Annotated in this window: 12 protein-coding genes; 8 read left to right on the plus strand and 4 right to left on the minus strand. The window is 43.3% G+C overall.

All coding sequences use genetic code 11. The features are described 5' to 3' along the window. Window positions 1–65: 65 nt before the first annotated feature. Window positions 66–536, minus strand: a complete 471-nt coding sequence (gene greA / locus ACG95_RS01315) for a transcription elongation factor GreA (RefSeq protein WP_047998771.1) — start codon at window positions 534–536, stop codon at window positions 66–68. A 412-nt stretch (window positions 537–948) separates the two neighbouring features. Here greA and ACG95_RS01320 point away from each other — a divergent pair, with 412 nt between their 5' ends. After that, a complete protein-coding gene (locus ACG95_RS01320; RefSeq protein ID WP_047998772.1) occupies window positions 949–1,662 on the plus strand; it encodes a glucosamine-6-phosphate deaminase in 714 nt (237 codons plus the stop codon). Between the two features lie 257 nt (window positions 1,663–1,919). On the opposite strand, the gene ACG95_RS01325 is transcribed toward ACG95_RS01320, so the two are convergent. Further along, window positions 1,920–3,335 (minus strand): C69 family dipeptidase, encoded by a 1,416-nt coding sequence (locus ACG95_RS01325; protein ID WP_047998773.1) that lies wholly within the window; start codon window positions 3,333–3,335, stop codon window positions 1,920–1,922. A gap of 362 nt (window positions 3,336–3,697) precedes the next feature. Between ACG95_RS01325 and ACG95_RS01330 the strand changes: the two genes are divergently transcribed. Genes ACG95_RS01330 through ACG95_RS01345 form a run of 4 tightly spaced genes read left to right on the plus strand, consistent with a single transcriptional unit; the run spans window position 3,698 to window position 9,259 of the window. Further along, window positions 3,698–5,533, plus strand: a complete 1,836-nt coding sequence (locus ACG95_RS01330) for a PTS mannitol transporter subunit IIBC (protein WP_047998774.1) — start codon at window positions 3,698–3,700, stop codon at window positions 5,531–5,533. A 36-nt stretch (window positions 5,534–5,569) separates the two neighbouring features. After that, window positions 5,570–7,645, plus strand: coding sequence for a BglG family transcription antiterminator (locus ACG95_RS01335; protein WP_047998775.1), 2,076 nt, complete (start codon window positions 5,570–5,572; stop codon window positions 7,643–7,645). A gap of 14 nt (window positions 7,646–7,659) precedes the next feature. Beyond that, window positions 7,660–8,109 carry a PTS mannitol transporter subunit IIA gene (locus ACG95_RS01340; protein WP_047998776.1) on the plus strand — a complete coding sequence of 150 codons (450 nt, stop codon included), beginning with the start codon at window positions 7,660–7,662 and terminating at the stop codon, window positions 8,107–8,109. Between the two features lies 1 nt (window position 8,110). Beyond that, complete coding sequence (locus ACG95_RS01345; RefSeq protein WP_047998777.1) at window positions 8,111–9,259, plus strand: mannitol-1-phosphate 5-dehydrogenase; 1,149 nt, start codon at window positions 8,111–8,113, stop codon at window positions 9,257–9,259. Between the two features lie 161 nt (window positions 9,260–9,420). Here ACG95_RS01345 and ACG95_RS01350 read toward each other — a convergent pair whose 3' ends face one another. Then, on the minus strand, window positions 9,421–9,939 hold the full coding sequence (locus tag ACG95_RS01350; RefSeq protein WP_047998778.1) for a MerR family transcriptional regulator: 519 nt from the start codon (window positions 9,937–9,939) through the stop codon (window positions 9,421–9,423). A 182-nt stretch (window positions 9,940–10,121) separates the two neighbouring features. On the opposite strand from ACG95_RS01350, the gene trxA reads away from it, so the two are divergent. From trxA to ACG95_RS01365, 3 genes are all read left to right on the plus strand, one after another. After that, window positions 10,122–10,451, plus strand: a complete 330-nt coding sequence (gene trxA / locus ACG95_RS01355) for a thioredoxin (RefSeq protein WP_047998779.1) — start codon at window positions 10,122–10,124, stop codon at window positions 10,449–10,451. 289 nt (window positions 10,452–10,740) lie between these two features. Then, a complete protein-coding gene (lepB, locus tag ACG95_RS01360) occupies window positions 10,741–11,355 on the plus strand; it encodes a signal peptidase I (protein ID WP_047998780.1) in 615 nt (204 codons plus the stop codon). Between the two features lie 362 nt (window positions 11,356–11,717). After that, window positions 11,718–11,954: a hypothetical protein gene (locus ACG95_RS01365; RefSeq protein WP_047998781.1), complete on the plus strand. Its 237-nt coding sequence runs from the start codon at window positions 11,718–11,720 to the stop codon at window positions 11,952–11,954. Window positions 11,955–12,027: 73 nt separating this feature from the next. On the opposite strand, the gene ACG95_RS01370 is transcribed toward ACG95_RS01365, so the two are convergent. After that, window positions 12,028–12,423 carry a hypothetical protein gene (locus tag ACG95_RS01370; protein WP_047998782.1) on the minus strand — a complete coding sequence of 132 codons (396 nt, stop codon included), beginning with the start codon at window positions 12,421–12,423 and terminating at the stop codon, window positions 12,028–12,030. Window positions 12,424–12,586: the final 163 nt, after the last annotated feature.

The raw sequence follows: 12,586 nt of genomic DNA on the forward strand, positions 1-12,586 counted from the left end.
ACTGTTAAATCAATGGTTTAAGTTGTTTTGTAACTTTCAACCTTCAGTTGGTTTTAAGTGACTGGTTAAGCTTTTTTGATAGCGATGATCTTAACCTGATAATCGCCATTTGGGGCGCTGACCGTTACCAGATCATCAACCATGTGATTAGCGAGTGCTTGACCGATGGGTGACGTGAATGAAATTTTATTCTGGTCGAGGTTGGCCTCTTGCTTACCAACTAATTGATAAGTTAGCTGATCGTGGTCGTCCATGAATTCGATAGTGACGAATTTACCGATATCGAGTTGATCATTGTCGGCTGGGTGAACGATCTGAGCGTATTGGAGTTGCTTGTTTAAGAAACGGATACGACTCTCTAAGCGTCCTAAGTCGCGTTTGGAACTACTATACTCGGCGTTTTCGGAACGGTCACCGAGAGCCGCTGCAGCTGCAAGAATGCGGATGCGTTCTGGGCGTTGTTTTATTAAGTCCTCAATCTCCTGCTCAATCGCATGGTAGCCCGCGGGGGTCATCTTGTTAAAAACTGGTTCCATTTGAAAAACCTCACATCTGTTGAATTGATGGGAATAGTGTACCGCAAATTAACGGAGAAAGGTATTCGAGGCAAATTAAAAATATTTCCCGGGAAAACTTAGGGATTAGTTAGCTGTTTGCTGAATGAATTCAGTAGTGGAAATAGCCAAATTATGAACAAAAAAATAGCCAATGACCTTTCAGCCTTGGCTAGTCGTGGAGGTTCTCACATTCCACGGAGTTACGAACAGTTCTAAGTATAGGCAAAATTATCACAAAATACAATTTATTTGTTAATGAAGTAAGCCTAGTTAACTTAAAGATGGTAACGATTGCAAAAGAAAAATTAAAATATTTCGGACAAACCACTTGAATTTTAGTCTAGACCAATATACAATTGGACTATACCAAAAAAGAGGGAGTCAGTTAATTATGAAAGTTATCGTAGTAAAGGATCAAGCTGCCGGCGGAAAAGAAGGATACAAAGTATTCAAGGATGCTTTGGACAATGGTGCGAAAGTATTTGGATTAGCAACTGGGTCAACCCCCGTTACGACTTACAAAGAAATCGTCAACAGTGACTTAGATTTCAGTAACTGCACATCAGTTAACTTGGATGAATACGTTGGAATTGCACCAGACAACGATCAAAGTTACAAATACTTCATGCAAACTCATTTATTTAATGACAAGCCATTCAAGGAATCATTCTTGCCTAACGGTTTAGCTTCAGATCCTGACGCTGAAGTTAAGCGCTACGACAAAGTAATTGACGAACACCCAATCGACTTACAAATCTTAGGGATTGGTCGGAACGGTCACATTGGTTTTAACGAACCAGGGACTGCCCGCGACGTTACGACTCACGTAGTTGATTTAACTGAATCAACGATCGAAGCTAACGCACGTTTCTTCGCTAGCGAAAATGATGTTCCTAAGCAAGCCTTCTCAATGGGCTTAGCTTCTATCATGAAGAGCAAGCACCTTATTCTTGAAGCCTTTGGTGAAGATAAGGCTGATGCAATCAAGGGTATGATCGAAGGTCCTGACACCGTTGACTTACCTGCAAGTATCTTGCAAAACCACGACAACGTCACTGTTATCATTGACGAAGCCGCTGCAAGCAAGTTAAGCAAAAAATACTAAGATTAAATTCTGAAGATTAAATAAAACGTCCAGTAATCGTGTGGGTTACTGGACGTTTTTTAGTGTCTATTGGTTCACCAATGAGTTGGAGTTGTGGCAAAAATCATAATCTCTATTTGTGTTCTTAATGTTAATAGTTGAAACGTGTGACAAAAGCCAGTTGCATTCGCTCTGTTGCATAAACAACGATTGAAAACCCCAATCATTCGGCTTCCTAGGCTATGCTCAGCAACTAACCGGCTTTTGTCACACTCTGATTACAGGTTCTGCCCTTTTTCCCAAGTTGTCTGCGAAAGCATTAGTCCTTGTTTAACTAAGCTATCAAAGAGTTCATGAGTTCGTTTAGAGATTTCACCAGCCGTGGTGGCATTGGCTTTAGTTAAGAATTCCGTGACGTCACCAGAAATGGCTTCGTCAGCTGCGGCAACCTGACCACGCGCGTAGGATTGACAGCCATCACGGTAGGCATTAACCGTTTCAGCAAATTCGTGCCAGTGGGGTTCGATCAGAACGGAGAGCGTCTTGGATAACCAATAAACATTATCGAGGGCGACCGTTGCCGTGGTATTGCGATAGTCTACCGGTGTGTCATCGATATTGGTAAAGAATGGCACGTATGGCGCGTACGCAAAGAAGCCCATGGCGATCCACTGAATGGCAGCTTGTGCTGCGGGAACGTCGTTGCGAATCTGCAAGATTGAGGAACACTGGTTACGGTCCATGGCGATTGAGCGGTAGCGTTTCTGTTCACGTTCATCACCGGATGCAAAGGTGCCAAATGGATCATAGGGTGTGCCGTTGTAATGTGACGACAGGAAGAATTGGACGTCTTCAATCGCAATCTTCTTACTAGGCTGCCGGAACATCGGCATATTCTGAGCGGTTGGTTGTTGTTCAATTTCGGGGTTGAACAACTGCTGTCCGTACCATGTCCGTGGGGTGTTGTAGAAAGCATCCGCTTCATTTTGCGTGCCAAAAATCTCACGGAAGTTAAAGTGGCCGGGATTAGGATTTAAGTGGTACTTTTCAATAAAGTCAGCTAAGTCCGTAGCGCCAAGGTAGTTATCGGTATCGCTGAGATCGAGTTCCTGCACGATGGTCTGGTTAGGAACGATTGCGTAGGTATCTTCAGGTAAACGCATGGCGCCCCAGTGATGACCACCCGCAGTTTCTAAAATCCAGATGTCGTCATGATCGTTGAAGGCAATACTGTTACTTTCGCCAGTACCGTATTTTTCGATTAAAGCCCCGAGACGTTCAACGCCTTCTTTGGCACTCTTGATATAAGGTAAAACGAGTGTGACCATGGCTTCTTCATCGATACCATCGTGTACTAAGGGATCGTAGCCCAGAACACGGGCATTGGTGGCGGTCGTTTCGGTGGCACTCATGCCGACGTTCAGTTCATTGATACCAGCTTCTTCGTAGCGCCCGTCATTCTGGTCAGCTTGGGGCGTTGCCGTATAGCGGTAAGCATGATCAGGTAATGGCACGGTAACGCCAGTTGTGACCGACGTGTAACTAGTGTTAGTCTGATCCTGGGCTGCATGTACGACAAATTTAATCGGATTAATGGGACCGTAACCGTCTTCGTTGCGGGCAACAATAGTAGAGCCGTCCATGCTGGCAGCTTTACCAACCAATATTTCAGTACAATCGGATGCTTTTTTCATAGATAAGTCACTCCTTATTTATCTCTAAGTATAGGAGCTTGTTAGGGGAATTCAACGGGTAAATTAGGGAGTTGCGTTTAAAATGAAAGTTCAATGAAGTGAATAGGGAGAAAACGATGTCAGGACTTGATGAGAATGCTTGTGAAAACGAAATCATGTTAACTAGATAATGAACGGTGTAAAGGATATCATTGCATATTTAACAGCGATTCGCTAAAAGTGTGCCAGATATTTGCTTGTGAATTGATGAGTTTAATCGTGGCACAGTTTGTCGTGCCACGGGTCTGCCTAGAACTTCTTGAAACCGCTTACTGTCACCGCTATGATTAAAGACGTTAAGAAAAAGGAAGGAGCTTTACCTGATGAGTGAAAATGTAAATACAAATGCAGCGCCAACCGCTCCAGCTGCAAAACCAAAAGTGGGCCTCAAGGCTCGAGTTCAAAAATTTGGGAGCGCTTTAAGTAACATGGTTATGCCGAACATCGGCGCATTCATCGCTTGGGGATTAATTACCGCCATCTTTATGGCTGGTGGTTGGTGGCCAAACGCTGGCTTAGCTAAGATGATCCAACCAATGGTTAATTATTTATTGCCATTATTGATAGCGTTTACCGGTGGGAGTATGATCGCCGGACACCGTGGTGGGGTCGTTGGTGCGATTGCAACTATGGGTGTGATCGTTGGTTCAAATATTCCAATGTTTATCGGGGCCATGATTATGGGACCTTTAGGCGGCTGGTGTATTAAGAAATGGGATGACGCCATTTCTGATAAGATTCGCAGCGGATTTGAAATGTTAGTTAATAACTTCTCCGCTGGGATTATTGGGATGTTGTTAGCCATTGTCGGTTACTACGCAATTGGCCCAGTTGTTACGGGTGCCAGTGCAATGATGGCCGCCGGTGTTAACTGGATCATCAAGATGAAGTTATTACCATTAGCTAACGTCTTCATTGAACCAGCTAAGATTTTATTCTTGAACAACGCGATTAACCAAGGAATTTTGACACCACTTGGGATTCAAGCAGCAGCTAGTGCTGGTAAGTCAATTCTGTTCTTACTAGAACCAGATCCAGGTCCAGGTCTTGGGATTCTGTTAGCCTTTGCCTTGTTTGGTAAGGGAACTGCTAAAGCTTCCGCACCAAGTGCCATCATCATTCACTTCCTTGGTGGGATTCACGAAATTTACTTCCCATACGTATTGATGAAGCCAGCATTGTTCTTAGCTGTTATTGCCGGTGGGGTTACCGGGACGGCCACATTTAGTTTACTAAACGTTGGTTTACGTTCAACGCCATCACCTGGTTCAATTATTTCATTACTACTGATGTCACCAAAGAGTATTTCTAACTACATTGGTTTGTTAGTCGGGGTTGCTTTAGCAACAGCTGCATCATTCATCGTTGCATCAATTATCCTGAAACATGACAAATCAGAAGATACTGCTGATTTAGCCGCTGCACAGGGCAAGATGAGTGAAATGAAGAGTGGTAAAGCCGATGCTGCTTCAGATGCAGAACCAGCCGATGTCATTGCTTCATACAAAGACGTTGATCACATTATCTTCGCTTGTGATGCCGGAATGGGTTCGTCCGCAATGGGTGCTTCCTTATTACGGGACAAGGTGAAGAAGGCTGGTATCGACATGTCCGTTACCAACACTGCAATTAGCAACTTAAAAGATGAACCAGGCCTGTTAGTTATCACGCAAAACGAGTTAGCTGACCGGGCTGCACAAAAATCACCACATGCTTTACGTTTATCCGTGGATAACTTCTTAAGTAGTCCTAAGTATGATCAAGTTGTCGTTAACTTAAAGGCTCGTGACCAAGTTAGTGCTGAACCAGCACCTGCATCACAGGCAGCACAAGCAACAACGGCAGCCCCAGATGATTTACCAGCTAACTTAGATTTAACGGTTGTTGATCAAATCGTCTTCGTTCACCATGATGGTCACTTAGGTACGGCAACGATGGCTACTTCCTTAATGAAGGATCGGGTCAAGAAAGCCAACAAGCAGGTTAGCGTTAAGAACTTAGGTATTGATGAATTAACTGATAGCAATAGCTTGTTAGTTGTTTCAAGTGCCGAAGCTGCTAAGAACCTCAAGACACGCTACACTCAAGTTCAAGTGTTGATCACAGCTGATCTTTTGAACTCACCTAAATATGATAAGATGGTATTAGAATTGAAATAAAATGATATTACTACCATTTATCATATGAGGTGTCCCATGGTTAAGTTCACGCAACGTCAAGATGAATTATTACAGTTACTGTTGGCCAATCCAGTTGGACTTTCAATGAGTCAGATTGAAACCGGTCTCAACAGTAGTAGACGAACCATCTATCGCGAGTTTAGTAATCTCGAATTAGTGTTAGCAAACGCTGGTTTGAAGATTGTTAACGAGCAGCATCATTTTCAACTGAACGGCTCATCAACGGCTCTGAGTGAGTTTCAAGCCCAGTTATCCGTTGATCGTAAGCTAGCCCCCGCATTTGACTCGCAAACGCGACAGAATGCGCTGGCATGCCGGTTGTTAATGAGCGACCGGTCTATGAAGCTGAAAGAGCTCGCGTTAGATTTCGATGTCAGTATTGCGACGATTTCAAATGACTTGACCGCGTTGGCTACGCCGTTCACTGACTATGAGTTAGCCATTGAACGGTTGAAGTCGCGGGGAATTCAAGTTGCGGGGACTGAAGGTAGTATCCGTAACTTGTTCGCAACGATTTTAAATAATGAGATTAATGATTATGAGTTTTTCAAGACGATTGGCAAGTTGAATCGCGGATTAGCTGTTACGGCTAGCGACGAACAATCCTATTTCTTGAATTTACTCGACGCACCAACCCTGATGATGTGCTATCAGGCGGTGCGAGGATTGAAGAAAAAGTACTTTGCTTCGGTACCGGATGGTCAACTACAACAGCTGATCATTGCACTAACTACCGGAGTGATGCGCTTGCAACACCAGCAACGGGTCACTTACTTGCAGGGCATCAACCGCGATGACTTCTTGAAGTATCAGCGGATTGCCCTTGCAATCATGACCCAGCTGCCAGCAACGATTAAGTCGGCAGTTACGGGAGCTGAGATTGACTTCTTAGCGCAACAGATCAAGGGTCTGACGTTCCGGATTGATCAGGATACATCATTATCGAATTATGATCTGCAGTTAACGTATCGCGTCAAACAACTGATTGATGCGGTTGCGGCTAACTTCAACTGGTCGTTTGGTACTGATGATCGTCTGATGAATAACTTGACGGCGCACATGCAGATTGCCCTCCAACGAGCTAACGTACATGGTCCGGTACCCCCCAGTGCTGAACTGCAAGAAGTACGCGAGCAGTATCCGAAGTTATATTCGGCGGTGGTTCGCGGATTTGCAGCGACGTTTGCTGATCAAGATTTTAAGGCGGATGAATTAACCTACTTACTCATACATTTTGCTAGTACGTACGAGCAGCAGTTGAGCCATCAAGCGTTGAAAGTATTAGTCCTGTGTCCAAACGGGATGACGACAGCACGCATCTTAAAGACACGATTAGCACGCTTAGTCCCTGAGATTACAACGATTGAGGTCGCCCGGATCGGTAATCTTGGACAGGTCAACTTGGCTGACTTCGACATGATCTTGTCAACGACCACGTTGCCAGGTTTCAAGTTGAACTACCGAGTTGTCAGTCCTTTACTGTTAGAAAATGAAGTCAGCGCGTTGCGCGAATACATCCATCAGTACTTTCCTAGTACGAAGGTGGCGGACTCGCCAGCTGACGACGAACCAACGACTAACCTAGATTTCGATACGGTCTACGAACGGATGACGATTGCGAAACAAATTCTAGCGCGTTTCACAATCACACCGATTCGCAATGAGCAGGAGACGATGGCAGAGACACTCGTCAAGATTACGAGTCACATTGACACCAACCTGATTCATGATCCAATGGAAGTCGCTGGTCGCTTGTTACACCGTTTAGGATTGGCACCAGTTGGTATCCCTGATACGAACTTGGCGTTGGTTCACACGTTAAGCAAAGAAGTAACTGCACCGTATTGCGCTATCTTCGAATTAGACGAACCCCTGACCTTTAAAAGCATGGATAATCAGTCAATTCGATTACAGCGGATTGTATTAATGCTCGGCCCCGCCAACATCAGTGATTTTGAAAATCGGTTGATGGGTAAACTAAGCGCACTGGTCATTGAGAGTCAGGCTAATACTGAGACCTTCATGACTGGTGATCGCCAACAACTTTATCAGTTAATTAGCAAAGCGTTTTTGAACGAACTAACGAAATAGCGTAGGTGAATAAAATGGAAGCTTTAGATAATAAAATGATTGCGTTGAACCAACAAGTTGCAACACAAGCAGAAGGCATCCGCTTAGCCGGTCAACTATTGGTCGATGGCGGTTGTGTCGAACCAGAATACATTGATGCCATGCAGGCACGTAACCAAGATGTTTCTGTATATATGGGTAATTTCATTGCTATCCCCCATGGTACTGAAGATGGCATGAAGTATATTAAAAAGACCGGGATCTCAGTGGTCCAAGTACCAATGGGTGTGAGCTGGGGCGATCCAGACAATGACGATGATGACAAGACTGTCACGGTCATCTTCGGTATTGCTGGTTTGAACGGCGAACACTTGAACCTCTTATCTCAGATTGCAATATACTGTAGCGATGTTGCCAACGTGGCAAAATTAGCGGACGCTCAATCTGAAGATGAAATCATAAATCTATTAAAGGAAGTTGATTAGCATGTTAGACGTACATTTTGGCGCAGGGAATATTGGTCGGGGTTTCATTGGCGAAACTTTGGCAGACAATGGTTTTAAGATTACTTTCGTTGATGTTAACGATACTTTGATCGACGAATTGAACAAACGCAATGGTTACACCATCGAGTTGGCCGCAGAAGGTCAAGAACACATTGAAGTTCACGATGTTAAGGGTATCAACAATGGTAAGGATCCAAAGGCCGTTGCTGAAGAAATCGCCCAAGCAGACTTGGTTACCACTGCAATCGGTCCTAAGATCTTGAAGTTCATTGCCCCATTGATTGCCGACGGGTTAAAGTTACGGCAAGCTAACAACAACACAACGCCAATCGACATCATCGCTTGTGAAAACATGATTGGTGGGAGCCAATCATTGAAGAAATCCGTTTATGAAACGTTGAATGCTGACGAACAAGCATGGGCTGACCAAAATGCTGGTTTCCCTAATGCAGCGGTTGACCGTATCGTTCCTTTACAAAAGCATGACGATCCATTGTTTGTTTCCGTTGAACCTTTCAAGGAATGGGTTGTCGACAAGTCACAAATGAAGAACCCTGCAATTCAATTGAAGGGTGTCGAATATGCTGACGACTTGGAACCATTCATCGAACGTAAGTTGTTCTCTGTTAACACGGGCCATGCTACGGTTGCCTACACCGGTAATATTAAGGGCTACAAGACGATTGGCGAAGCCGTTAAGGACAACAGTGTCGTTGACCAAGCTAAGCGCGTCTTAGGTGAAACTGGGGACTTATTGATCCAGAAATGGAACTTTGATCCAGAAGCTCACCATGCTTACCAAGCTAAGATTTTGAGCCGTTTTGAAAACCCATATATCTCTGATGATATCGAACGGGTTGGCCGGACCCCAATCCGGAAGATGGGCTTTGACGAACGCTTCATTCGCCCAATCCGTGAATTGAAGGAACGTGGCCGTGATTACAGTAACTTAGTTGATACGGTCGGTGAAATGTTCTTCTTCAACTTCCCTAACGACAGCGAAAGTGTTAAGTTACAACAGATGTTGAAGGATGAACCAATCGAACAAGTTATCCGTGAAAACACTAACTTAACCGATGAAGACTTAATTAACGATATTAAAGCAGCTTATGAAAAGTATGCTAAATAAAAGTTGTTAAATGACTGATTACTAACCGCCATGGTAATTAGTGAGCACTGTGATAAGACTCTTAGGAGGCTTATCACAGTGCTTTTTTTATGGAAATAAGCGCATTAAAAAAGAGTTTACGGTGACGTAAACTCTTATGGCTATCTATTGATGATACGAATTTATTTTTCCCAGAAATGCCACCAAGGTGTGGGGGCTTGCTTAGCTTGTTCGTCAAGCCTTTCTAGGACTAGGTTCAGTCGGTAGTTGAGCGAATCGAGACGACGAATGATGATCTCTTGTTGCTTGGCTAGTTCAGCGTTACTAGGGCCGTCATCAGTCTTAGCGGCAACCTTTGGTGCGGTAGTTGGGGCCGTTGTAGTTGCTGCTTGAGACTTGGGTGCAGTAGTCGTACTAGTGGTTGTTGTCTTAGTATCGGCATTGAAAGCTTGGTTTAAGGCCGTTGCTAGGGTTGTTCCCTGTTCAGCCAAGTCGATGGCTGTTTTGAAGGTTTCAAGGTCAGCCGGTGTGTAGAGGCGGTGACTATTGTCAGCTGGACGGAAACGGTTGTCATCGTTCAGTTGTTTTTCGACCATCGTACTATACTTTCGTAAGGTGACGGCTTTAATGCCGAGTTGTTCAGCGGCAACGGAGGCCACCAATTCAGTTGTTGGTTGTGATGCTACGGTTTGTTCAGTCAAGATACATGCACTCCTTTGTGTTATATCGTTTCTATAACGTTATTATATCGAATTGCATGGTCGAAAAACACTAATCTGCGGAGAATTAGTGACCAGTATTCGATATTCAGACTTTGAAGCGGCGACAGGAGGTCTAAACATGCTATGATAGAACGGAAAATAGAAGGAATGAGGACTAAAGAATGATTGAACCAGTAAATGAGACCACTTTTGAAACGGTCGCTGACGGGACAACGTTAACCGTTGTTGATTTCTGGGCAGATTGGTGTGGGCCATGTAAGATGCAGACCCCAGCACTGGAAGCTCTTGATGAGGACTACGATGGCAAAATTAAATTTGCTTCCCTTGATGTGGATCAGTATCAGAGCATCGCCGAGAAGTTTGAGATTATGAGTATTCCAGCGTTAGTTATCTTCAAAAATGGTAAGGCCGCGGAAAAAGTCGTCGGTTTCCATCCACAAGCAGCTTTAAAGAAATATTTAGATCAGAAGTTAGCGGAAGCAACAGCTTAGCCAATAATTTTAATTAAGAGTCTGGGGCAACTGTCCGAGGCTCTTTTTGTCCGTGTTTATTCGTTAACGAAAATACAGTCAAACTGGTTGAATCGAAAGTAGTGTTGGAACTTTTATACCAAGATGGCTCAATTTGCAATCAGAAGAGACTATGTTCTTATTAAAATTTAGTCTTAAATATATCTTTTATTAAGGGCGAACGATAATATTAAAGAGTTGGTTTCTTGACTAATATTAGTATAGTTATTAAAAGCAAGTGACCTAAAATTTATATAAAGGTTGTGAAAGCATGTCCAGGTTTCTAAAGATATGCCGAGACTTCATTCTACCGGTTGTCATCGGTTTGTTAATTGCGTTTGCCATTAAACAATTCTTGTTCACCATAGTTAAGGTCGATGGCTCTTCAATGTCACCTAATCTACATAACAATGAACGAGTCGCGTTACTAAAAACTGCTAAAATTAAGCGAGATTTGGTCATTGTATTTAATGCCAACGGGGTAGATGGCACGAAGGTATTTACTAACAATAGCCCAGTTTACTATGTTAAACGGGTGATTGCTTTGCCTGGTGATACGGTCAAATATACTAGTAAAGGTAATCTGTATATCAATGGTAAAAAGCAAAGCCAAAGTTATATCACTAAAAAGCAGCGCACTACCGGGACACTTGATCCGATAAACTTAACTGGCAAAGGATTTACCTTATATTCATTAGGAGAACAGGAAAATTGGCCTAAAACCTATTTTAAAGTGCCTAAGAATAAGTACTTTGTGATGGGAGATAACCGTGCCAAGTCAAATGATGGCCGTTTCTGGGGACTGGTGCCCAAGAGCAAAGTCACTGGGGTGGTTAAGGTATTTCCATGGAATTCGCATCGAAGCGTTATTAATAATTATAAATAGTATCTGACAAGTCTTGCGCTTATTGTTAAGACCTGGACAGCAACTTAGCCGTGCTTATGATGGTTACTTTCGAGTAGCGCTGATTGAGCACGGCTTTTAATTTGGGCCAGATAGATTGAGTTGTTCAATTCGGCGATTTATACATATGAAAATAAATCGGTATTAAATTGGTGATTTTTTTAATGAATTTGATTAGTTGTCAAATTAAAAGTGCGTAAAAACTCAGTGAAATTAATTGTGAGTTAGCCCGTCATACTAGTTCTGTTGGCCAAAGCGTTATTAATAATTAAACCGACCCGCCAGTTTTAGAATATAAATTATCAATCCGTGATAAATTGAATTAAAACACTGGGGTAGATGGTATGAAAAAAATGGTCTGGGCACTACGAATTGGAATTATAGTTGCGGGGGCGGGGTTAACGATGGAACAAGTACAGCTCAATCGTCAACATAAGGCAGAACAGCGGACGGTGGCTCCCGTAACGACAATTACTGGTAATGAGCACGGTAAACAAACGGCGGATTTGCCAGTTGTTAACGTGTGGGAACTCGCTAAGAGTCTACAAACACTTAAAAGTAGCGCTAGTTATCGCGTTTGAACCTAAAAAGAGAGCTTGGGGACTGACCCAAACCCTCTCTTTAAAACTTGAATGAAATAATGGTACTTATAAATTAGTAATGATTGTAGAGTGTCTCAATCAGGTCGTCACTGTTAGTGATTAACCGGTGATCCAGTGAGATTAAATATTTCTGGTGTGACGGATCCACGATGTTGTGGAAGGTATCTTCGATAATACAGCCAGTCAACTTGAACGACTTTTTGTGGTCGCGGACCATTGTGGTAAAGGAGTGTTGTTGACTAGTGAGGATAACGTTGACGCCCATTAAATGGGTGAGGTTTAAGCCGATGATGGCGGCCGAGTCTGTTAATCCTAAAGTGCCAGTTCGTTTAATGAGTTCTAGGCATTCGTCAATACGACTTAGTGAGTTAAACATTGAAAACTTAGTCGTGTTATTCGCATGACTAGTACGCGATCGCCGCGCTGAGGTCCCAACAGCTATGTTCATAGTGATTCCCCCAAATCATTTGTTTGATTATGTTAATCATAGTCGGTGCGAACAAGTGGTGCGAAAATTTCGGCATCTATCAGGGGTTAGTTGCCTGACTTTCTAGGTTGACTTCGGAAGCTTTACTAACGTTTGATGTGATTGAAAAAATCTGGTATTGCCT

It is taken from the genome of Lactiplantibacillus herbarum, assembly GCF_001039045.1.
GTDB lineage: Bacteria > Bacillota > Bacilli > Lactobacillales > Lactobacillaceae > Lactiplantibacillus > Lactiplantibacillus herbarum.